Annotated in this window: 15 protein-coding genes; 8 read left to right on the forward strand and 7 right to left on the reverse strand. The window is 69.7% G+C overall.

Going from position 1 to position 22,000, the window contains the following annotated elements; translation table 11 throughout:
* Window positions 1–13: 13 nt before the first annotated feature.
* The 4 genes from ACFY1J_RS07550 to ACFY1J_RS07565 form a co-directional block, all read right to left on the reverse strand.
* Window positions 14–2,062, reverse strand: coding sequence for an NAD(+) synthase (locus ACFY1J_RS07550; protein ID WP_390709297.1), 2,049 nt, complete (start codon window positions 2,060–2,062; stop codon window positions 14–16).
* 108 nt (window positions 2,063–2,170) lie between these two features.
* Entirely contained in the window at window positions 2,171–4,114 is a 1,944-nt protein-coding gene (locus tag ACFY1J_RS07555; RefSeq protein ID WP_390709296.1) for a protease pro-enzyme activation domain-containing protein, read from the reverse strand.
* Window positions 4,115–4,323: 209 nt separating this feature from the next.
* On the reverse strand, window positions 4,324–4,950 hold the full coding sequence (locus tag ACFY1J_RS07560; protein ID WP_390709295.1) for a DUF305 domain-containing protein: 627 nt from the start codon (window positions 4,948–4,950) through the stop codon (window positions 4,324–4,326).
* Complete coding sequence (locus tag ACFY1J_RS07565; RefSeq protein ID WP_390730857.1) at window positions 4,947–5,618, reverse strand: DUF3105 domain-containing protein; 672 nt, start codon at window positions 5,616–5,618, stop codon at window positions 4,947–4,949. The genes ACFY1J_RS07560 and ACFY1J_RS07565 overlap by 4 nt, the downstream gene beginning before the upstream one ends.
* A gap of 142 nt (window positions 5,619–5,760) precedes the next feature.
* On the opposite strand from ACFY1J_RS07565, the gene ACFY1J_RS07570 reads away from it, so the two are divergent.
* A complete protein-coding gene (locus ACFY1J_RS07570; protein WP_390709293.1) occupies window positions 5,761–6,195 on the forward strand; it encodes an RrF2 family transcriptional regulator in 435 nt (144 codons plus the stop codon).
* A 12-nt stretch (window positions 6,196–6,207) separates the two neighbouring features.
* Here the strand turns inward: ACFY1J_RS07570 and ACFY1J_RS07575 are convergent, their stop codons facing one another.
* Window positions 6,208–7,395, reverse strand: a complete 1,188-nt coding sequence (locus ACFY1J_RS07575) for a globin domain-containing protein (RefSeq protein ID WP_390709292.1) — start codon at window positions 7,393–7,395, stop codon at window positions 6,208–6,210.
* A gap of 302 nt (window positions 7,396–7,697) precedes the next feature.
* Here ACFY1J_RS07575 and ACFY1J_RS07580 point away from each other — a divergent pair, with 302 nt between their 5' ends.
* Together ACFY1J_RS07580 and ACFY1J_RS07585 are read left to right on the forward strand one after the other, a co-directional pair.
* Window positions 7,698–9,059 carry a glutamine synthetase family protein gene (locus ACFY1J_RS07580; RefSeq protein ID WP_263208043.1) on the forward strand — a complete coding sequence of 454 codons (1,362 nt, stop codon included), beginning with the start codon at window positions 7,698–7,700 and terminating at the stop codon, window positions 9,057–9,059.
* Window positions 9,060–9,285: 226 nt separating this feature from the next.
* Window positions 9,286–12,282, forward strand: a complete 2,997-nt coding sequence (locus tag ACFY1J_RS07585) for a bifunctional [glutamine synthetase] adenylyltransferase/[glutamine synthetase]-adenylyl-L-tyrosine phosphorylase (protein WP_390709291.1) — start codon at window positions 9,286–9,288, stop codon at window positions 12,280–12,282.
* Window positions 12,283–12,787: 505 nt separating this feature from the next.
* Here the strand turns inward: ACFY1J_RS07585 and ACFY1J_RS07590 are convergent.
* Entirely contained in the window at window positions 12,788–13,651 is an 864-nt protein-coding gene (locus ACFY1J_RS07590; protein ID WP_390730858.1) for a phosphatase PAP2 family protein, read from the reverse strand.
* Between the two features lie 199 nt (window positions 13,652–13,850).
* Window positions 13,851–14,885: a LacI family DNA-binding transcriptional regulator gene (locus tag ACFY1J_RS07595; protein WP_363298842.1), complete on the reverse strand. Its 1,035-nt coding sequence runs from the start codon at window positions 14,883–14,885 to the stop codon at window positions 13,851–13,853.
* A 432-nt stretch (window positions 14,886–15,317) separates the two neighbouring features.
* Between ACFY1J_RS07595 and ACFY1J_RS07600 the strand changes: the two genes are divergently transcribed.
* From ACFY1J_RS07600 to ACFY1J_RS07620, 5 genes are all read left to right on the forward strand, one after another.
* A complete protein-coding gene (locus ACFY1J_RS07600; protein WP_390709289.1) occupies window positions 15,318–16,592 on the forward strand; it encodes an extracellular solute-binding protein in 1,275 nt (424 codons plus the stop codon).
* A gap of 105 nt (window positions 16,593–16,697) precedes the next feature.
* Window positions 16,698–17,702 carry a carbohydrate ABC transporter permease gene (locus ACFY1J_RS07605; protein ID WP_390709288.1) on the forward strand — a complete coding sequence of 335 codons (1,005 nt, stop codon included), beginning with the start codon at window positions 16,698–16,700 and terminating at the stop codon, window positions 17,700–17,702.
* Between the two features lie 13 nt (window positions 17,703–17,715).
* Window positions 17,716–18,636, forward strand: a complete 921-nt coding sequence (locus ACFY1J_RS07610; RefSeq protein ID WP_390709287.1) for a sugar ABC transporter permease — start codon at window positions 17,716–17,718, stop codon at window positions 18,634–18,636.
* A 162-nt stretch (window positions 18,637–18,798) separates the two neighbouring features.
* Window positions 18,799–20,481 carry a glycoside hydrolase family 13 protein gene (locus ACFY1J_RS07615; protein ID WP_390709350.1) on the forward strand — a complete coding sequence of 561 codons (1,683 nt, stop codon included), beginning with the start codon at window positions 18,799–18,801 and terminating at the stop codon, window positions 20,479–20,481.
* 135 nt (window positions 20,482–20,616) lie between these two features.
* Window positions 20,617–21,990: an alpha-amylase family protein gene (locus ACFY1J_RS07620; RefSeq protein WP_390730859.1), complete on the forward strand. Its 1,374-nt coding sequence runs from the start codon at window positions 20,617–20,619 to the stop codon at window positions 21,988–21,990.
* Window positions 21,991–22,000: the final 10 nt, after the last annotated feature.

The following is a 22,000-nucleotide window of genomic DNA, read 5'->3' on the forward strand; positions in this document are numbered from 1 at the left end:
GGGGCCGTCACCCTCACGCCTCCGGCATGTCGAACCGATCCAGGTCCCGCAACCACGCCCGCGCGGAGCTGTCCGACGGCGCGCGCCAGTCACCCCGTGGCGAGAGCGAACCGCCGGCCGAGACCTTCGGCCCGTTGGGCATGGCGGAGCGCTTGAACTGCGCGAACCCGAAGAAGCGGCGGCAGAAGACCTCCAGCCAGCGTCGGATCTCCGGCAGGTCGTACGCCACCCGCTTGGCCTCAGGGAAGTTCGGCGGCCAGGCGCCGGACTCCGGGTCGTGCCAGGCGTGCCAGGCCAGGAAGGCGATTTTCGACGGCCGGAAGCCGTACCGCAGCACGTGGAAGAGCGTGAAGTCGTGCAGCGCGTACGGGCCGATCCTGGACTCCGTGGACTGCATCTCCTCGCCCGGCACCAGCTCCGGGCTGATCTCGGTGTCGAGGATCGCGGCGAGCGTCTTGCCGGTCTCCTCGTCGAACTGGCCGCTGCTGATGACCCAGCGGATCAGATGCTGGATCAGCGTCTTCGGTACGCCCGAGTTGACGTTGTAGTGGCTCATCTGGTCGCCCACGCCGTACGTGGACCAGCCGAGCGCCAGCTCCGAGAGGTCACCGGTGCCGAGCACGATGCCGCCGCGCTGGTTGGCCAGCCGGAAGAGATAGTCCGTGCGCAGACCCGCCTGCACGTTCTCGAAGGTGACGTCGTACAGCGGCTCGCCGGAGGCGAACGGGTGGCCCATCTCCTGCAGCATCAGCCGTGCGGTCGGCGTGATGTCCAGCTCGGCCGCGGTGACGCCGAGCGAGTTCATCAGCTTGTGGGCGTTGTCCTTGGTGTGGTCGCTGGTGGCGAAGCCGGGCAGCGTCCAGGCCAGGATGTCGCTGCGCGGGCGGCCCGCGCGGTCCATGGCGCGGGCGGCGACGATCAGCGCGTGCGTGGAGTCCAGGCCGCCGGACACCCCGATGACCACCTTCGGACCGCCGATAGCCGCGAGGCGCTGCTGGAGGCCCTCGACCTGGATGTTGTAGGCCTCGTAGCAGTCCAGGGCGAGGCGGTCGGGATCGGCCGGCACGAACGGGAAGCGCTCCAGACGACGGCGCAACCCCAGATCGGTGAGCGGCGGATCGAGCTCGAAGGAGACCGTGCGGAAGTCACTCGTCCGCGCCTGATGCGTGCGGCGGTTGTCGTCGAACGTGCCCGTCCGCTGCCGCTCCTGACGCAGCAGGTCGAGGTCCACGTCGGCCACCGCGTACTCGTCGCCGAGCGGGAACCGCTCGGTCTCGGCGAGCAGCGCACCGTTCTCGTAGATCATGGTCTGCCCGTCCCAGGACAGGTCGGTGGTCGACTCGCCAAGGCCGGCCGCCGCGTAGACGTACGCGGCGAGGCAGCGGGAGGACGCCGAGCGGCACAGCAGCTTGCGGTCCTCGGCCCGCCCGACCGTGATCGGACTGCCCGAGAGGTTGACGAGGACGGTCGCACCGGCGAGGGCAGCCTCCGCGCTGGGCGGCACCGGCACCCACATGTCCTCGCAGATCTCGGCATGGAGCACGAGACCGGGAACGTCCTGCGCCGCGAACAGCAGATCCACGCCGAACGGTACGGTCTCGCCGCCGACACGGATCGATCCGCCGCGCTCGTCGGCGCCGTCGCCGATCTGCCGGCGCTCGTAGAACTCCCGGTAGTTCGGCGGGTACGACTTGGGGACCACACCGAGGATCCGGCCGCGGTGCACGATCACCGCGCAGTTGTAGATCCGGTTGCGGTGGCGCAGCGGGGCACCGACGACCAGCACCGGCAGCAGGTCCGCCGACCCGGTCACCACCTCGCCGAGCGCCTCCTCGACCTGGTCGAGCAGCGCGTCCTGCAGCAGCAGGTCCTCGATCGAGTAGCCGCACAGCACCATCTCCGGGAAGACGGCGACGGCGACCCCCTCCTCGGCGCACCGGCGTGCGTGGCGCAGGACCGCTGGGGCGTTGGCGTGCGGGTCGGCGATGACGGTGTGACCCGTGCACGCGGCGACACGTGCGAAGCCGTGCTGATAGATCGACCAGAAGTTCAACGGAGGCACTGGCCCAGTGTAATCGTCAGAGCGACGCGATGAGGGGCGTGGGTGTGATGAGGGGCGTGGAGTGTTGTGTACCCCACGCCCCTCTACGGCACCTACCGCGTCAGCGGATCAGTGACGGCGGTACGACTGCACGTAGCCGTCCGCGGGCGAGCCCACGCCGGTGACGTCGTCGTAGCCCTTCACCGCGGACAGCGAGCTGTCCTTGCCGAGGCTGCGGACCGAGGTCGCGAGGCCACCGGCGGCGTCGAAGCCGTTCACGAAGTCGATACGGGCCACCGCCAGGCCGGAGCCGGTCGGGTTGTCCGTGACGTCGTGGAAGACACCCGTCTTGCCGTACTTGCCGTAGATCGCCGGGTTGGCGAAGCCGATCGCCTTGCCGCCCTGGGCCTCCTGGGCCAGCGCCTGGACCGCCGCGATCACCGGCGCGGCCAGCGAGGTGCCGCCGATGCGGTACTCGCTGTACTGCTCGGTGCCGTCCGGGAAGGTCTGGGTCTGGCCGACCTTGAAGCCGGTGTTCGGGTCGGCGATGGCCGCGATGTCCGGGACGACGCGGTTGCCGGCGGCGTTGTTGGCCGTGGCCAGCGCCTTCGGGACGACGTTCTTCTGGTAGTACGGCTGCGGCACGGTCTTGCTGGTGCCGCCGCCCGCGCCCGAGGTGAAGGCGCCGGGGAAGCCGGTCCAGCTCTTGCCGTCGGCCGACAGGGTCGCCTTCTCGGTGCCCCAGCCGGTCTCCCACTGGTACTTGTCGCCCTTGCCGACGGCCAGCGAGGTACCGCCGACCGCGGTCACCCAGGCCGAGTTGGCGGGGGTGTCGACCTGCTTCGTACCGGTGTTGGCGACCTCGTCGCCGTTGTCGCCGGAGGAGAAGTAGAAGCCGATGCCCTGCACCGCGCCGAACTGGAAGACCTGGTCGTAGGCGGCCGCGAGGTCCGGCGTCTGGTTGGCCTCGATGTCGCCCCAGGAGTTGGAGACGATGTCGGCCAGGTGGTTGTCGACGATCTTGCTGAGCGAGTCGAGCAGATCGTCGTCGTAGCAGGAACCGGCGCCCACGTAGGTCACGTTGGCGGCCGGCGCGACCGCGTGCACGGCCTCGACGTCGAGGGTCTCCTCGCCGTACCAGCCGGCCGCGCCGCACTCCTTGGTCTTCGTGTACTTCTTCGGCAGCACCTGGCTCAGCTGACCGGTCTTCCAGGCCGCGTCACCGTGCTTGTTCGCGTAGGTGGCCGCGTCGAAGGCGATGGTCGGCGAGGCGTACGCGTCCGTGATGGCGATGCGGACGCCCTTGCCGGTGTACGTACCGGCGCCGTAGGCGGCGCGCAGCTGCTTGCCGGTGTAGCCCTGGACGGCGTACGGGATCTTCGTGCCGTACGCCTCCGGCAGCGTGGTCGCGATGTTCGAGCCGTAGTACGAGGAGAACGGCCCGGAGTTCTTGAACACCGCGTCCGGCGGGGGCAGTTGGTCGTTGTGCGTCGCCTTGTGCGGCGCGTTGTCCAGGCCGGTGACGGTCAGGACGGCGCCCTTGAGGCTCTGCGGCACCGAGGCCGTCTTCGACGGCGCGTGGTAGGTCTTCGCGCCCTTGGTGTAGTTGTGCAGCTGGGTGCCGAACGCCTTCTCGGCGGCGGACACGTCACCGGTGACGGCGATGTAGTGCTGCGTGACCTTCGTGACCGTGAGGCCCGACGACTTGAGCCAGGACTTGACGGCGGCCACCTGGGCCTTGGTCGCACCGAAGCGGGCCTGCGTCTGCTTGGCGCTCAGGTACTTGCCGTACGCCTTCGAGCTCGGGTCGGACACCGCCTTGGCATAGGCGGCGAGGCCGGCCGCGTTCCGGCCGGAGAGGTACACCCGGGCGGAGACCTGGGCGCTGTTCGAGGTGGCGCCCTTGTCCGCCTTGGTCGTTGCCCAGGCGGGCTTGGTGCCCGCGAGGGCGTTTCGGCCCGGGTTGTCCACGGCGTGCGCCGCGGGTATGCCGAGCGCCAGCGCACCGGCGATCATGGGCAGTGTCGCTGCCATGCTCACGCCGGCGCGCACCTTGGCGCGGTTGGATCTCATAGAACCCCCTGCGATGCGGTTCGCATGCATGTAGTGGTCGGTACGTCGTGGATCCGGGCGCCGGCCCGCGGCGGTTAGGCCCGCGAATGGATCACACGATGGGGGCCACTCTTTCGATGAACCGTTCATGCCAGGGGAACGCAAAAGTCAAGAGAACCCCAAGGAACCGTCATCCGGGGTGAATTGCGGCTTTCGTCCTGGTGGCCGTGTTACGAACGCGGCTTGGCGCCCCGTGCCTTCAGCATGTCGGCCATCAGCTGGATCTCGGACTGCTGTGCGTCGACCATGCCCTGCGCGAGCTTCTTCTCCACGCCGACGGTGCACTTGGCGACGCACCCCTCGGCCATGTGGATGCCGCCCTTGTGATGGTCCGTCATCAACTGGAGGAAGAAGATCTCGGCCTGCTTGCCGCTGAGGGTGCCGAGCTTCTTCAGGTCGGCGTTGGTCGCCATGCCCGGCATCAGCGCGCCGTCCTTGCCGGACGCCATGCCGCCCATGCCCATCCAGGTCATCGGCGGTTTCGCCGACACCTTCGGCAGCTCCCACAGGTCCAGCCAGCCCAGCAGCATGCCGCGCTGGTTGGCCTGCGTCTGCGCGATGTCGTAGGCGAGCCGGCGAACTTCCTCGTCCGTCGTACGGTCGCGCACGATGTACGACATCTCGACGGCCTGCTGGTGGTGGACCGCCATGTCCCGCGCGAACCCGGCGTCCGCCGAGTCGGTGCCCGGGGTCCGTGTCCCCGAGCCACCGTCCTCGGCGACCGCGTAGGTGATCGCGCCGGCGGCGACGAGCACGGCCGCCGCGGCGCCCGCGATCCAGCCGATGTGCCGCCTCACTTCATCGTCCCGCCGGTGCAGGAGGCGCCCGGCTCGGGCGTCTGCTTGCCCTGGACGTAGGTGGAGAAGAACTTGTCGACGGCCGGGTCGCTCGCGCTCTTCACCGTGAGCTGGTGGCCCCACGCCGAGAGAACGAGCGGCGCGGCCTGGTTCTCGTACGGGCTCATGAGCGTGTACGGCGTCTTCTTCACCTTGGCCGCGAGCGCGTCGACGTCGGCCTTGTCCGCCTTGCTGGTGTAGGTCACCCAGACCGCGCCGTGCTCCAGCGAGTGCACGGCGTTCTCGTCCTTCACGGCCGAGGTGTAGACGTCACCGTTGCAGTTGAGCCAGACCGGGTTGTGGTTGCCGCCCACCGGCGGGTGCATCGGGTACTTCACGGGCGTGGTGACATGGGTCCGGGCCAGCTTGCCGGACCAGGTCTGCACCCCGTCCTTGCCCATGGTGAAGTGGCCCGAGTCCCCGGAGCCCTTCGAGTCGCTCGCCGTGCTGTCGCTGTCCTTCTGCGAGTTCACGAGCACCACACCGCCGACGACGAGACCGGCGACCACCACCACGCTCGCGGCGATGGTGAGCACCCGGTTGCGGCGCTCGCGGGCCTGCTCGGCACGCCGCATCTCCTCGATGCGCGCCTTGCGCGCGGTGGTGTTGCTGTTCTTGGCGGAACCCATGGCTGTTGTCCTTCTGGGGGAAAGGGCCGGAACGGACGGGACGGTCGGGCTCACTGATCGTAATGGGGAAGAGGCACCCTGCCGCAGGGAGGGCAGGGAAAGAATATTTGAACGCCGAATGCGCATTATTTACGCTGCGGGTATGCGGCTGCTGCGCTCCACCGACCTCGCCCTGCGTCTCTTGATGCGGCTCGCCGTCGCCGGTACCTCCACCCCCACGACGCGCCAGGTCGCGGCGGACATGGACGTGCCGTACACGCACGCCGCGAAGGTGGTGGCGGAGCTCCAGCACCTCGGCCTCGTCGACGCCCGGCGCGGCCGGGGCGGCGGTCTCGCGCTCAGCGAGAAGGGGCGCGCGGCATCGGTCGGAGCCGTGGTGCGCACGTTCGAGGGGGACGGCGAGACCGTCGAATGCGAGGGTTCCTCGCCCTGCCCCCTGAACTCCGCCTGCCGGCTGCGCGGCGCCCTGCGCCGGGCCCAGGAGGCGTTCTACGCGGCGCTGGACCCGGTCACGCTGGAGGAGATGGTCGCGGAGCCGACCGGCCCACTGCTGCTGGGGATCTCCTCGCGGCCTTAGTGCCGCGCGTCCTCAGTTCTGCGCAAGCCACAGGTCGGGACCGAACACCTCGTAGTGGATGTCGGCCGGGGCCACGCCCCGCTCGATCAGCTGGGTGCGCACCGCGCGCATGAAGGGCAGCGGACCGCACAGGTACGCGCGCGTGCCGGGCTCCACCGGTACGACCGTGAGGTCGACGAGCCCCGAGCGGTCGGCCGGCTCGGCGTCCTGCTCGTAGAAGAAGTGCGCGGTGCCGTCGGCCAGCTTGGCGGCGTACGCCTCGTGGTCGTTGCGCAGCGCGTGGTCGGCGGGGGAGCGGTCGCCGTGCACGACGGTGACCGGGGCGCGATGGCCGTCCTCCGCGAGCTGCGCCAGCATCGCGATCATCGGGGTCACACCGATGCCGGCGGAGGCGAGGAGCAGCGGGGTGTCCGTGACGTCGTCCAGGACCAGGTCGCCGTAGGGGGCGGACAGTTCCAGCACGGTGCCCGCCGCCACGCGCGCGTGCAGGTGGTTGGAGACCTCGCCCTCGGGCGTCGTACCGCCGGGGACCCGCTTCACACTGAGCTGCCGCTCGGTCGCGTCGGGCGCCCCGGAGAGGCTGTACTGCCGTATCTGGCGGGCGCCGTCGGGGAGGGTGACGCGCACGGAGACGTACTGGCCCGCGCGGAAGCCGCGCACCGGGCCGCCGTCCACCGGCCGCAGCCGCAGGGTGATGACGTCGGCGGTCTCCGTGACCCGCTCGGTGACCTCCCACTCGCGCCAGCCGGTCTCGTCGGCGCTCTCCTCGTACAGCCGCCGCTCGATCGCGATCAGGGCGTTCGCCATCAGCCAGTAGACCTCGTCCCAGGCGGCCGCCACCTCGGGTGTCACGGCCTCGCCGAGCACCTCGACGATGGCGGCGAAGAGGTGCTCGTGGACGATCGGGTACTGCTCGGACGCGACGCCGAGCGAGGCGTGCTTGTGGGCGATGCGGCTCAGCATCGCGTCGGGCCGCTGGTCGGGGTGCTCGACGAGATGCGTGGCGAAGGCGGCGATGGACCCCGCCAGGGCCTGGCGCTGGGTGCCGGCGGCCTGGTTGCCGCGGTTGAACAGGTCGCGCAGCAGTTCGGGGTGGGCCGTGAAGAGTCCGGCGTAGAAACGTTCGGTGATCTCGCCGATGGCGGCGCCGACGGCGGGAAGGGTGGCTCGGACGGTGGCAGCGGACTGCTCGGACAGCATCGGGGCTCCTGGGCTCCTGAGGTGGGCTGTGGTCGTCAGCCATTAAAACTTGCATCTTGAATGCAAATTAAAGCGGGGGTGGGGGAACGCGACCGGCCATTACTTATGTCACTCCGAGCAGGCAAGATGGGCGGCAGAGCAGTACACCTGCCGGACGCGACGCGTTCAGGCCGAGGTCGGCCGGGCGATCATGGTCCGCAACGCGCGTGAAATGGTGTTGTGGTGTGATGCTCAGGTGCCCGACCGCCTCCCGGCGCCATCCGGGCAGGACGGCCTGACCAGCAAGGATGGGGAAGCGGAAGATGGACAAGCAGCAGGAGTTCGTGCTCCGGACGTTGGAGGAGCGCGACATCCGGTTCGTGCGCCTGTGGTTCACCGACGTGCTGGGCTTCCTCAAGTCCGTGGCCGTGGCCCCCGCCGAGCTGGAGCAGGCCTTCGACGAGGGCATCGGCTTCGACGGCTCCGCCATCGAGGGCTTCGCCCGTGTGTACGAGTCCGACATGATCGCCAAGCCGGACCCGTCGACCTTCCAGGTGCTGCCGTGGCGCGCCGAGGCCCCCGGCACCGCCCGCATGTTCTGCGACATCCTCATGCCGGACGGCTCCCCGTCCTTCGCGGACCCGCGCTACGTCCTCAAACGCGCCCTCGCCCGCACCTCCGACCTGGGCTTCACCTTCTACACCCACCCCGAGATCGAGTTCTTCCTGCTGAAGGACCGCCCGCTGGACGGCACGCGCCCGACGCCCGCCGACAACTCCGGCTACTTCGACCACACCCCCCAGAACATCGGCATGGACTTCCGCCGCCAGGCGATCACCATGCTGGAGTCGATGGGCATCTCGGTCGAGTTCTCCCACCACGAGGGCGCGCCGGGCCAGCAGGAGATCGACCTGCGCTACGCCGACGCCCTGTCCACGGCGGACAACATCATGACGTTCCGCCTGGTCATGAAGCAGGTGGCACTGGAGCAGGGCGTGCAGGCGACCTTCATGCCGAAGCCCTTCTCCGAGCACCCCGGCTCCGGCATGCACACCCACCTGTCCCTCTTCGAGGGCGACCGCAACGCGTTCTACGAGTCCGGCGCCGAGTACCAGCTCTCCAAGGTCGGCCGCTCCTTCATCGCGGGCCTGCTCAAGCACGCCGCGGAGATCTCCGCCGTCACCAACCAGTGGGTCAACTCCTACAAGCGCATCTGGGGCGGCTCCGAGCGCACGGCCGGCGCCGGCGGCGAGGCGCCCTCGTACATCTGCTGGGGCCACAACAACCGCTCGGCCCTGGTCCGCGTGCCCATGTACAAGCCCGGCAAGACCGGCTCGGCGCGCGTGGAGGTCCGCTCCATCGACTCCGGCGCGAACCCGTACCTCGCCTACGCCCTCCTGCTGGCGGCTGGCCTCAAGGGCATCGAGGAGGGCTACGAGCTCCCGCCCGGCGCCGAGGACGACGTCTGGGCCCTGTCCAACGCCGAGCGCCGCGCGATGGGCATCGAGCCCCTCCCGCAGAACCTCGGCGAGGCCCTGACCCTCATGGAGACCAGCGACCTCGTCGCCGAGACCCTCGGCGAGCACGTCTTCGACTTCTTCCTGCGCAACAAGCGCCAGGAGTGGGAGGAGTACCGCTCCGAGGTCACCGCGTTCGAACTGCGCAAGAACCTGCCGGTGCTGTAGGCGCCGGCAGGCGGAGGGGCTACGCCGTGGCCCCTCCCTTGCGGGCCTCGCGCTCCTCGCGCGTGGGGTCGCCCGTCCGGCCGTACGGTGGAGATCCGGAGCGGCTCGGCCACCGCGGACCAGGCGGGTGCGGCGGCGGAATTCCTCGCCGACCGCTTCGGAGCCGGTGTCGGGCTCTGCGGTTAGGCTCGGGCCAGGACGACCTTGATCCGAGGGGAGGCCGCGGATGACGCCGGGGCGCAGGAGCAGTACCTTCACGCGGCTGCTGCGGCACGGTTTCACCGACCCGTCGGCGGCCGAGCGGCTCCTGGACAGCGCCGAGCTCTCCGCCGTCCGCGACGACCCGGTCCTCCTGGAGGCGCTGGGCGCCACCGCCGACCCGGACCTCGCCCTGCACGGACTCGTACGGCTCCTGGAGGCCCAGCCCGGCCCCACGGCCCACCGCGAGCTGCTGGACACCCTGATAGCCGCCAAGCCCCTGCGCGACCGTCTGCTCGGCGTCCTCGGCGCCTCCGCCGCCCTCGCCGACCACCTCGCCCGGCACCCGCGCGACTGGGAGGCGCTCGTCACCTACGAGCCGCGCGACCTGCACCCCGGGGTGGAGGAGTTCGAGCGGGGCCTGGCCGGCGCGATCGACCCGGTCTCCCTGCGCGTCGCCTACCGCCGCTGCCTGCTGTCCATCGTCGCCCGTGACGTGTGCGGCACCACCGGAGTCGCCGAGACCGCCGCCGAGCTCGCCGACCTCGCCACCGCCACCCTGCGCGCCGCCCTGGGCATCGCCACGGCCGCCGCTCCCGACGACGCGGCCCTGTGCCGGCTCGCGGTGATCGCGATGGGCAAGTGCGGCGGCCACGAGCTGAACTACGTCTCCGACGTGGACGTGATCTTCGTCGGCGAGGCCCTGGACGGCGCCGACGAGGGCAAGGCACTGCGGTCCGCCACCAAACTGGCCTCGCACATGATGCGGATCTGCTCGGAGACGACGGTCGAGGGCTCCATCTGGCCCGTGGACGCCAATCTCCGCCCCGAAGGCCGCAACGGCCCGCTCGTCCGCACCCTCAGCAGCCACCTCGCCTACTACCAGCGCTGGGCCAAGACCTGGGAGTTCCAGGCGCTGCTCAAGGCCCGCCCGGTGGCCGGCGACAGCGAACTGGGGCAGGACTACATCGCCACGCTCGACCCCCTGGTCTGGAAGGCCGCGGAACGCGATAACTTCGTCGCCGACGTGCAGAAGATGCGCCGCCGCGTCGTCGAGAACATCCCCGCCGCCGAGATCGAGCGCGAGCTGAAGCTCGGCCCCGGCGGTCTGCGGGACGTCGAGTTCGCCGTCCAGCTGCTGCAGCTGGTGCACGCCCGGTCCGACGCCTCGCTGCGCAGCGGCACCACCCTGGACGCCCTCAGGGCCCTGGCCGAGGGCGGCTACGTCGGCCGCGGCGACGCCGTCCAGCTCGACGAGGCCTACCGCTTCCTGCGCTCCATGGAGCACCGCATCCAGCTCTACCGGCTGCGGCGCACCCACCTCGTCCCCGAGGAAGAGGCCGACCTGCGCCGCCTGGGCCGCTCCCTGGGCCTGCGCGCCGACCCGGTGGCCGAGCTGACCCGGGAGTGGAAGCGGCACACGGGCGTCGTACGGCGCCTGCACGAGAAGCTCTTCTACCGCCCGCTGCTCGACGCCGTTGCCCAGCTCGCCCCCGGCGAGGCCCGGCTGAGCCCCGAGGCGGCACGCGAACGCCTGGTCGCCCTCGGTTACGCCGACCCCGCCGCCGCCCTGCGCCACCTGGAGGCGCTGGCCTCGGGCGTCACCCGCAAGGCAGCCATCCAGCGCACCCTGCTGCCGGTCCTGCTGGGCTGGTTCGCGGACTCCGCCGACCCCGACGCGGGCCTGCTCAACTTCCGCAAGGTCTCCGACGCGCTCGGCAAGACACCCTGGTATCTGCGGCTGCTGCGCGACGAGGGCGCCGCGGCCGAGAACCTCGCCCGCGTCCTGTCCGCCGGGCGCCTCGCCCCCGACCTGCTGATGCGCGCCCCCGAGGCGGTCGCCCTGCTCGGCGACGGCGACGGCGGCAGCGGGCTGGAACCGCGCGGACGCGCGCACCTGGAGCAGGAGATACTCGCCGCGGTCGGCCGCGGCGAGAACGCGGCGCAGGGCGTCACGGCCGCGCGTGGCGTGCGCCGCCGGGAGCTGTTCCGTACGGCCGCCGCGGACATCGTCGACTCCTACGGCACCGAGACGAAGCCCGCCGAGCCCGACCAGGGAGCACTGGTCGACCGCGTCGGCACCGCGGTCTCCGAGCTCACGGCGGCGACGCTCGCGGGCACGCTGCGGGCCGTGGTCCGCGACGGCTGGGGCGACACGCTGCCGACCCGCTTCGCGATCATCGGCATGGGCCGGTTCGGCGGCAACGAACTGGGATACGGCTCCGACGCCGACGTCCTGTTCGTCCACGAGCCACGGGAGGGCGTCGAGGAACGGGAGGCCGCGGACGCGGCCAACAAGGTCGTCTCCGAGATGCGCCGCCTGCTCCAGATCCCCAGCGCCGACCCGCCCCTGCTCATCGACGCGGACCTGCGCCCGGAGGGCAAGTCGGGCCCGCTCGTACGGACCCTGAAGTCGTACGAGGCCTACTACCGCCGCTGGTCCCTGGTCTGGGAGTCGCAGGCGCTGCTGCGGGCCGAGCCGGTCGCCGGGGACGAGGAACTGGCCGGCCGCTTCATCGAGCTCATCGACCCCCTGCGCTACCCGGCGGAGGGCCTCGGCGACGAGGCGGTCCGCGAGATCCGGCGCCTGAAGGCCCGCATGGAGTCCGAGCGCCTGCCCCGCGGCGCCGACCCCAAGCTCCACACCAAGCTCGGCCCCGGCGGCCTCTCCGACGTCGAGTGGACCGTCCAGCTGCTGCAGCTCCGGCACGGCTGGGTGGAGTCCGGCCTGCGCACCACGCGCACCCGCGAGGCGCTGGCCGCCGCCCGCGCGGCGGACCTGATCTCCACCGAGGACGCGGCGACCCTGGACGAGGCCTGGGTCCTCGCCACGCGCGTCCGCAACGCGGTCATGCTGGTCCGCGGCCGAGCCGGCGACACGTTCCCCTCGGAAAGCCGCGAACTGGCCGCGGTGGGCCGCTACCTCGGCTACGGCCCCGGCCACGCGGGCGACATGCTCGACGCATACCGCCGCACGACGCGCAGGGCACGGGCGGTAGTGGAAGAACTCTTCTACGGAGCGTGAGCCTCCGGCGGTTCGGCAGGGGGGTTCACTGGTGCTGCGGGGCTTCACTGCCGTGGCGGTTGGGGCGCGTGGGTGTCACTGCCGTGGCGGTTCGGGGGCGTGTGAAAGCCATGGTGGTCCGGGTACGCGGTGAAACCGCCGGTCACCGCCGTCGTGGCCGGGCGCCGCTGCGGCGGGTTATGGGGCCGCCGGCCCCAGAGGGCGGGTGCGGCTGCTGCCCGGCCGCGCAGCCGCACCGCTCGCGCACTGCCGCGAGGCATCACGACCGCCGGTCACGGCCCGCCGCGAGGTGCTGTGGCCGCAGTGTCGACCGGTGGTGGCGTACTCCGCGGCGCCCTTGCGGCCCCACGGCCCCTGCCGTCGCCCCCGGCTGCGCCGTCGCCCGCAACCCCACAGCCGCGAGAACACCGCCGCTCACCAGAATCCGCCGCCACGGCGCTGAGCCGACACGGTGTCGACCGGCGGTGCCGTACCCGGCTGAACCCCCGGCCGGGCCGCGCAGCGGTCACGCCTTGTTCGGGAGTAGGGGGCCCACCCTGCCCCGGCCCGGCACCACGCGCGGCAGTGCGTACGGCAGGGTGCCGTACCACAGGCCCGCCACCGTGTAGCCGAAGGTGAGGCAGAGGATGCCGCCCACCGCGTCCAGCCAGAAGTGGTTGGCCGTGGCGACGATGACCAGCAGGGTCGACGCCGGGTAGAGCAGGCCCAGGACGCGGATCCACGGGGTTTTGGCCAGTGCGAAGATCGTGAGGCCGCACCACAGGGACCAGCCGATGTGCATCGACGGCATCGCGGCGTACTGGTTCGACATGTGCTTCAGATCCCCCGAGGCCATCGAACCCCAGGTGTGGTGGACCATCACGGTGTCGACGAAGTGGCCGCCGTTCATCAACCGGGGCGGGGCGAGCGGATACAGGTAGTAACCGACCAGGGCCACGCCCGTCGTCGCGAACAACACCAGACGTGTCGCCGCGTAACGGCCCGGGTGGCTGCGGTACAGCCACACCAGCACGGCCAGCGTCACCACGAAGTGCAGCGTCGCGTAGTAGTAGTTCATGCCTACGACCAGCCAAGACACCGAGTTCACGGTGTGGTTGACCGACTCCTCGACGGCGATTCCCAGCCGGTGCTCGGTCCTCCAGAGCCAGTCGGCGTTGCGCAGCGCCGCACCCCGTTGCTCGGGAACCGCGTTGCGGATGAGCGAGTACGTCCAGTAACTCACCGCGATCAGCAGGACCTCGAACCAGAGACGGGGCCGCCGCGGAGTGCGCAACCGGCGGAGGAAACCCTGTTCGCCCTCGCCCGTGACGGCCTGCGGAACGGCCACCTGCTCGCGACCTTCCGGTTCTGTCACGGTCGAGTCACTCATAGGCACAGAGTCTGCCAGAAAAGGCTTGTCCGACCGATCATCCCAAGGTCGGGTTCCTGCCGCACGTTCTACCGCGGGACGACTCCCGGGCCTCCTACCAGCGCAGTGTGCGGAATGGGGGATTTCTCCCCCTCAGGGAGGACTCCAGGCGGGTTCAGGAACCAGGCAGGGATCAGGGAGGAATCGGATCAGGGAGGAATCAGGGACGATTCCGCTCCCCCGGGGCCGAAGCGGTCGAGCCGCGCACCACCAGTTCCGGCATGAAGACGAACTCGCTGTGCGGAGCGGGCGTCCCCCCGATCTCCTCCAGCAGCGTGCGCACCGCGGCCTGCCCCATCGCCGGCACCGGCTTGCGGACCGTGGTGAGCGGCGGATCGGTGAAGGCGATCAGCGGGGAGTCGTCGAAGCCGACCACCGAGACGTCCCGGGGCACTTCCAGACCCCGCTGCCGGGCGGCCCGTATCGCACCGAGAGCCATCATGTCGCTGGCGCAGACCACCGCCGTACAGCCGCGCTCGATGAGCGCCGTGGCGGCCGCCTGGCCGCCCTCCAGGGTGTACAGCGAGTGCTGCACGAGCTCCGTCTCGATCACCTCGGCGCTCAGCCCCACCTGGTCCTGCATCGCGCGCACGAAGCCCTCGATCTTGCGCTGCACCGGCACGAACCGCTTCGGCCCCAGGGCGAGACCGATGCGGGTGTGCCCCAGGGAGGCGAGGTGCGTCACGGCCAGCGTCATCGCCGCCCGGTCGTCCGGCGAGATGAACGGCGCCTGCACCTTCGGCGAGAAGCCGTCGACCAGCACGAACGGCACACCCTGCGCCCGCAGCCGCTCATAGCGCTGCATGTCGGCGGTGGTGTCCGCGTGCAGTCCGGAGACATAGATGATCCCGGCGACCCCGCGGTCGACGAGCATCTCGGTCAGCTCGTCCTCCGTCGACCCGCCCGGCGTCTGCGTGGCCAGAATCGGCGTGTAGCCCTGCCGGGTCAGCGCCTGGCCGATGACCTGGGCCAGCGCCGGGAATATCGGGTTCTCCAGCTCCGGGGTTATCAGGCCCACCAGGCCCTCGCTGCGCTGCCGCAGCCGTACCGGACGCTCGTAACCGAGCACGTCCAGCGCGGCCAGCACGGACTGGCGGGTGGTGGCGGCGACGCCCGGCTTCCCGTTGAGGACGCGGCTTACGGTCGCTTCGCTCACCCCCGCCTGCGCTGCGATGTCGGCAAGCCGTGTGGTCACGGCACCGGACTGTACCGGCCGTACCTCACCTTGCGCACCAATGGGACGCCGTGCGCGAGCGGCCCCACGGCCCGCTGTGGGTTGCTGCGTCATCGCGCTCCCTCGTCCTTCGGGTCGGCTGGTCGGCGTCCGTTCCGCAAGGGATGATTCCCGTCTTGGAAAGCTGTGGCAAGAGCTTGCAGAGTCTTGCACAAGTGTGCGCCTGCCCGCTGATCGGCTGGGCAGCAGGGTTGCGGCGGGGTCTAGCCGAGGTCACAACGAGGTAACCCTCGTGTTCTCTTGCACTTTTTTTCTGCAAGGTCTTTCGCAACGCTTACATCGCTGTTACGTTCTCGACGCCCGGCGGCCGCAAAGGCGCAGTCGGCAAGTCGCAGGAGCGGCGGACGGGACCGCTCTCTGCACCACTCGGGCTTTAACCCTCAAGGAGAACTCATGCGGCGTGGCATAGCGGCCTCCGCGCTGGTGGCGTCCCTCGCCCTCACGGCGACGGCGTGCGGCGGGAGCGACAGCGGCAGTGACAAGGCGGACGGCCCGGTCACCATCACCTGGTGGGACACGTCCAACGCCACGAATGAGGCACCGACGTACCAGGCCTTGATCAAGGACTTCGAGGCCGCCAACAAGAACATCAAGGTCAAGTACGTCAACGTGCCCTTCGACCAGGCGCAGAACAAGTTCGACACCGCCGCGGGCTCCAAGGGCGCCCCGGACGTGCTGCGCTCCGAGGTCGGCTGGACCCCGGCCTTCGCCAAGAAGGGCTACTTCCTGCCGCTGGACGGCACCGACGCCCTCGCGGACAAGGACAAGTTCAAGTCCAACCTGATCACGCAGGCGCAGTACGAGGGCAAGACGTACGGTGTGCCGATCGTCACCGACACCCTCGCGCTCGTCTACAACAAGGCCCTCTTCAAGAAGGCCGGCATCAGCGAGGCCCCCAAGACCTGGACCGAGCTGAAGGCCGACGCCGCGAAGCTCAAGGCCAAGGCCGGCGTCGACGGCTACTGGGGCTCCACCCAGGCCTACTACGCCCAGTCCTTCCTCTACGGCGAGGGCACCGACACCGTCGACGCCTCCGCCAAGAAGATCACGGTCAATTCCGACGCCGCCAAGAAGGCGTACGGCACCTGGCTGAGCCTCTTCTCCGGCAAGGGCCTGCACAAGGCCGACACCACCGCGGACGCCTACGCCCACATCCAGGACGCGTTCGTCAACGGCAAGGTCGCCGCGATCGTCCAGGGCCCCTGGGAGATCACGAACTTCTACAAGGGCTCGGCCTTCAAGGACAAGTCCAACCTGGGCATCGCCACCGTCCCGGCCGGCTCCTCCGGCAAGGCGGGCGCCCCGACCGGCGGCCACAACCTCTCGGTCTACGCCGGCTCCGACAAGGCCCACCAGGCCGCCGCGCTGAAGTTCGTCAACTTCATGACCTCGGCGAAGTCCCAGTCGACCATCGCCCTGAAGAACTCCACGCTGCCCACCCGTGACGACGCCTACACCGACCAGGTCAAGGCCGACCCGGGCATCGCCGGCTACGGCACGGTCCTCGCCGCCGCCCAGCCGCGCCCCGCGCTGCCCGAGTACAGCTCCCTGTGGGGCCCGCTGGACACCGAGCTGCCCAAGATCGCCGGCGGCAAGGAGTCCCTGGACAAGGGCCTGAGCAACGCTGAGCTCGCGATCCAGAAGCTGGTTCCGGACTTCAGCAAGTAAGCCCCCTGTGGCCGCCGGATCTCCCTAGAAAGATGGGGGGAGAGATCCGGCGGCCACCGGCCGTGCCCAGCCCGTCCCCCTTGAACATCCAGAAGGTGTCGAACCATGACAGTCGCCATCGACCGCGCGACCGGCAAGCGCCGCGGTGACCGCGCGCCTCGGCCCGGGCTGGGCCAGCGCCTGAAGCACGGATTCCAGAAGCACTGGTACGCCTACGCGATGATCGCCCCGGTGGCCGTCGTGCTCGGCGTCCTGGTGATCTACCCCCTGGTGTACGGCCTCTATCTGACCCTCACCGACGCCAACAGCCTCAACACGGCCCGCACCATCGGCGTCAACCACATCGATGCGACATACAAGTTCATCGGCCTCGACAACTACAAGGACATCCTGTTCGGCCCGACGTCGTACGACCGCTTCTGGTCGCACTTCATCTGGACGATCGTATGGACGGCGCTCTGTGTCGCCCTGCACTACGGCATCGGCCTCGGCCTCGCCCTGCTGCTCAACCAGAAGCTGCGCGGCCGCACCTTCTACCGGCTGATCCTGATCCTGCCGTGGGCCGTGCCCACCTTCGTCACCGTGTTCGGCTGGCGCTTCATGCTCGCCGACGGCGGCATCATCAACTCCTTCCTCCACACGCTCAACCTGCCGACACCGGACTGGCTGGAGGACACCTTCTGGCAGCGCTTCGCCGCCATCATGGTCAACACCTGGTGCGGTGTGCCGTTCATGATGGTCTCGCTGCTCGGCGGCCTGCAGTCCATCGACTCCACCCTCTACGAGGCCGCCGAGATGGACGGCGCCAACGCCTGGCAGCGGTTCCGGTACGTCACCCTTCCGGGGCTCAGGTCCGTCAGCTCCACCGTCGTACTGCTCGGCATCATCTGGACGTTCAACCAGTTCGCCGTCATCTTCCTGCTGTTCGGCAACACCGCCCCCGACGCGCAGATCCTGGTCACCTGGGCCTACTACCTCGGCTTCGGACAGCAGCCGCGTGACTTCGCTCAGTCCGCCGCCTACGGCATCCTGCTGTTGGCCATCCTGATCGTCTTCACCTCGTTCTACCGCCGCTGGCTGAACCGCAACGAGCAGCAGCTCGCGATCTGAGGCAGGAGCCCCCATGAGCACCACGACACCTCCCGAGATCACCGCCGACAAGCCGGTGACCCCGCAGGCTCTTGCCGCGCAGAACCGCGGCCCCGCGCGCCGCCGGGGCGAGCGCGGCCTCATCGCCTCCCTCACCTCCCACGGCATCCTCGTCGCCGCGAGCCTGATCGCGCTCTTCCCGATCGCCTGGCTGGTCTTCCTCTCGCTCGGCCCGGACAAGGACGACTACCTCCACCCCGCAGGCATCTGGTCGAAGATGACGTTCGACAACTACTCGTTCGTCCTCCAGCACACGAACTTCTTCGACTGGATGAAGAGTTCGCTGATCGTCTCGCTGGGCACCACGGTCATCGGTGTGATGGTCGCCGCCACCACCGGCTACGCCGTCTCCCGCATGCGCTTCCCCGGCTACAAGAAGCTGATGTGGGTGCTGCTGGTCACCCAGATGTTCCCGATCGCCGTCCTCATCGTGCCGATGTACCAGATCCTCTCGGACCTGCAGCTCATCGACACCTACCTCGGCCTGATCCTCGTCTACTGCTCGACCGCGGTTCCCTACAGCGCCTGGCTGCTCAAGGGGTACTTCGACACCATCCCCTTCGAGATCGACGAGGCGGGACGCGTCGACGGCCTGAGCCCCTTCGGCACCTTCGCCCGGCTGATCCTGCCGCTCGCCAAGCCCGGACTTGCCGTCGCGGCCTTCTACAACTTCATCACCGCCTTCGGCGAGGTCGCCTTCGCCTCGACGTTCATGCTGGACGACAGCAAGTACACCTTCGCCGTCGGTCTGCAGAGCTTCGTCAGCGAGCACGACGCGCAGCGCAACCTGATGGCCGCCACGGCCGTGCTCGTCGCGATACCCGTCTCCGCGTTCTTCTACCTCGTGCAGAAGAACCTGGTGACCGGCCTCACCGCAGGCGGCACGAAGGGCTGAGCCCCTCAAGGAAAAGGCTCCCGCGCGCCTGACCGCGCGGGTGGCGGCCGCGGTGCCCTTCCGACCCCGCCGGCACCGCGGCCGCCTCATACACCCCCGCCGTACACCCGCCGCCGTACGCAGACCCCCATGACCCGAACCGAGTTACGCATCAAGGACGCCATGAGCCAGCAGCACCCTGCCGCCCCGGCCCCGACCGCCGCCGTCGTCACCGTAGCCAAGCGCCGCGACTGGTGGCGGGACGCGGTGATCTACCAGGTCTATCCGCGCAGCTTCGCCGACAGCAACGGCGACGGCATGGGCGACCTGGAGGGCGTACGCTCCAGACTTCCGTACCTGCGCGACCTCGGCGTGGACGCCGTATGGCTCAGCCCCTTCTACGCCTCGCCGCAGGCCGACGCCGGCTACGACGTCGCCGACTACCGCGCCGTGGACCCCATGTTCGGCAACCTCCTGGACGCCGACGCGCTGATCCGTGACGCCCGCGAACTGGGCCTGCGCATCATCGTCGACCTGGTCCCCAACCACTCCTCCGACCAGCACGAGTGGTTCAAGCGCGCGCTGGCCGAGGGCCCGGGCTCGCCGCTGCGCGACCGCTACCACTTCCGCCCCGGCAAGGGCGAGAACGGCGAACTCCCGCCCAACGACTGGGAGTCCATCTTCGGCGGCCCGGCGTGGACGCGCGTGACGGAGCCGGACGGCACTCCCGGCGAGTGGTACCTGCACCTGTTCGCCCCCGAGCAGCCCGACTTCAACTGGGAGCACCCGGCGGTCGGCGACGAGTTCCGCTCGATCCTGCGCTTCTGGCTGGACATGGGCGTCGACGGCTTCCGCATCGACGTCGCCCATGGGCTGGTCAAGGCGGCGGGCCTCCCGGACCTCGGCTCCCACGACCAGCTGAAACTGCTGGGCAACGATGTCATGCCGTTCTTCGACCAGGACGGCGTGCACGCCATCTACCGCCAGTGGCGCGTGGTCCTCGACGAGTATGCCGGCGAGCGCATCTTCGTGGCCGAGGCGTGGACCCCGACCGTCGAGCGCACCGCGAACTACGTCCGCCCCGACGAACTGCACCAGGCCTTCAACTTCCAGTACCTGGGCACGGAGTGGGACGCCGAGGAGCTGCGGACGGTCATCGACCGCACCCTGGAGGCCATGCGCCCGGTGGGCGCCCCCGCCACCTGGGTCCTGTCCAACCACGACGTCACCCGGCACGCCACCCGCTTCGCCAACCCGCCCGGCCTCGGCACCCAGATCCGCACCGCGGGCGACCGCGAACTGGGTCTGCGCAGGGCCCGTGCCGCCACCCTCCTGATGCTGGCGCTGCCCGGCTCGGCCTACGTCTACCAGGGCGAGGAGCTCGGCCTGCCCGACGTCGTCGACCTGCCCGACGAGGTGCGCCAGGACCCGGCGTTCTTCCGGGGCGCCGGTCAGGACGGCTTCCGCGACGGCTGCCGCGTCCCGATCCCCTGGACCCGCACGGGCTCGTCGTACGGCTTCGGCAGCGGGGGCAGCTGGCTTCCGCAGCCCGCGACCTGGGCCGACCTGAGCGTCGAGGCGCAGACGGGCGTGCCGGGTTCGACGCTGGAGCTGTACCGCTCCGCGCTGAGCGCCCGCCGCTCGCAGCCGGACCTCGGCGCCGGCGACCACGTCGAGTGGCTGCGCGCCCCGGAGGGCGTCCTGGCCTTCCGGCGCGGGGAGTTCGTGTGCGTCGCGAACACGACGGGGGAGTCGGTGACGATCCCGGCGTACGGCCGTCTCCTGCTCGCCAGCGGCGAACTGACGGAGGCCGACGGCGAGGCGAAGGTGCCCGCGGACACGACCGTGTGGTGGACGACCGCGTGATCACCGCCGCATAACTTCTTGCATCAACTTTCAACGGCCCGCTGCCCTTTTGGGTGGCGGGCCTTTAACATCTCGCCAACCGAAAGGTTTCAGCAAGGTTTCAGCAAGAGCCTTCAACGACGAAGGAACCCCCACATGGTACGTAGAACCCTCTCCGGGGCGCTGGCTCTCACGGCCGCCGCCCTTGTCATGACCCCGACGGCCGCACACGCCTCCCCGCCGGGCACCAAGGACGTCACCGCGGTCCTCTTCGAGTGGAAGTACGCCTCGGTCGCCGGCGAGTGCACCAACACCCTCGGCCCCGCCGGCTATGGATACGTGCAGGTCTCCCCGCCTGCCGAGCACATACAGGGCCCGCACTGGTGGACGTCGTACCAGCCCGTGAGCTACAAGATCGCGGGCCGCCTCGGCGACCGCACGGCCTTCCAGAACATGGTGAACACCTGCCACGCGGCGGGCGTCAAGGTCGTCGTCGACACGGTCGTCAACCACATGGCGGCGGGCAGCGGCACCGGCACCGGCGGCTCGTCGTACACAAAGTACGACTACCCAGGCCTGTACTCCTCCTACGACTTCGACGACTGCACCGCCCAGGTCACCAACTACGCCGACCGCTGGAACGTCCAGCACTGCGAACTCGTCGGCCTCGCCGACCTGGACACGGGCGAGGAGTACGTCCGCAAGACCATCGCCGGCTATATGAACGACCTGCTCACCCTCGGCGTGGACGGCTTCCGCATCGACGCCGCCAAGCACATCCCCGCGGAGGACCTGGCCAACATCAAGACCCGTCTGACCAACCCCTCCGTCTACTGGAAGCAGGAGGTCATCTACGGCGCGAACGAGGCCGTCCAGCCCACCGAGTACACCGGCAACGGAGACGTCCAGGAATTCCGCTACGCCTACGACCTCAAGCGCGTCTTCAACAACGAGCGCCTCGCCTATCTGAAGAACTACGGCGAGGGCTGGGGCTATATGAGCAGCTCGGTGGCCGGTGTCTTCGTCGACAACCACGACACCGAGCGCAACGGCTCCACCCTCAACTACAAGGACGGCGCGAACTACACCCTGGCCAACGTCTTCATGCTGGCCTACCCCTACGGCGCCCCGGACATCAACTCCGGCTACGAGTGGACGGACGTGGACGCGGGCCCGCCGAACGGCGGCACGGTCAACGCCTGCTGGCAGGACGGCTGGAAGTGCCAGCATGCCTGGCCGGAGATCAAGTCGATGGTCGCCTTCCGCAACGCGACGCGCGGCCAGTCGATGACGAACTGGTGGGACAACGGCTACCAGGCCATTGCCTTCGGCCGGGGGAGCAAGGGTTACGTGGCGATCAACCACGAGTCCTCGTCCCTGACCCGGACGTACCAGACGTCCCTGCCCGCGGGCACCTATTGCAACGTCCAGAACAACACCTCGGTGACGGTGAACTCCAGTGGGCAGTTCACCGCCACCTTGGGCAGCAACACGGCGCTCGCGATCTACGCGGGCAGGTCGAGCTGCTGAACCCCGCCTG

The sequence above is a fragment of the Streptomyces sp. NPDC001406 genome (assembly GCF_042895285.1).
GTDB lineage: Bacteria > Actinomycetota > Actinomycetes > Streptomycetales > Streptomycetaceae > Streptomyces.

Excerpts from the sequence above, each read along its gene's own strand:
- ACFY1J_RS07555 (WP_390709296.1), bottom strand. The coding sequence starts at position 4,114 with ATGAGATCCAACCGCGCCAAGGTGCGCGCCGGCGTGAGCATGGCAGCG.
- ACFY1J_RS07565 (WP_390730857.1), bottom strand. The coding sequence starts at position 5,618 with ATGGGTTCCGCCAAGAACAGCAACACCACCGCGCGCAAGGCGCGCATC.
- ACFY1J_RS07570 (WP_390709293.1), top strand. The coding sequence starts at position 5,761 with ATGCGGCTGCTGCGCTCCACCGACCTCGCCCTGCGTCTCTTGATGCGG.
- ACFY1J_RS07575 (WP_390709292.1), bottom strand. The coding sequence starts at position 7,395 with ATGCTGTCCGAGCAGTCCGCTGCCACCGTCCGAGCCACCCTTCCCGCC.
- ACFY1J_RS07580 (WP_263208043.1), top strand. The coding sequence starts at position 7,698 with ATGGACAAGCAGCAGGAGTTCGTGCTCCGGACGTTGGAGGAGCGCGAC.
- ACFY1J_RS07585 (WP_390709291.1), top strand. The coding sequence starts at position 9,286 with ATGACGCCGGGGCGCAGGAGCAGTACCTTCACGCGGCTGCTGCGGCAC.
- ACFY1J_RS07590 (WP_390730858.1), bottom strand. The coding sequence starts at position 13,651 with ATGAGTGACTCGACCGTGACAGAACCGGAAGGTCGCGAGCAGGTGGCC.
- ACFY1J_RS07600 (WP_390709289.1), top strand. The coding sequence starts at position 15,318 with ATGCGGCGTGGCATAGCGGCCTCCGCGCTGGTGGCGTCCCTCGCCCTC.
- ACFY1J_RS07605 (WP_390709288.1), top strand. The coding sequence starts at position 16,698 with ATGACAGTCGCCATCGACCGCGCGACCGGCAAGCGCCGCGGTGACCGC.
- ACFY1J_RS07610 (WP_390709287.1), top strand. The coding sequence starts at position 17,716 with ATGAGCACCACGACACCTCCCGAGATCACCGCCGACAAGCCGGTGACC.
- ACFY1J_RS07615 (WP_390709350.1), top strand. The coding sequence starts at position 18,799 with ATGAGCCAGCAGCACCCTGCCGCCCCGGCCCCGACCGCCGCCGTCGTC.
- ACFY1J_RS07620 (WP_390730859.1), top strand. The coding sequence starts at position 20,617 with ATGGTACGTAGAACCCTCTCCGGGGCGCTGGCTCTCACGGCCGCCGCC.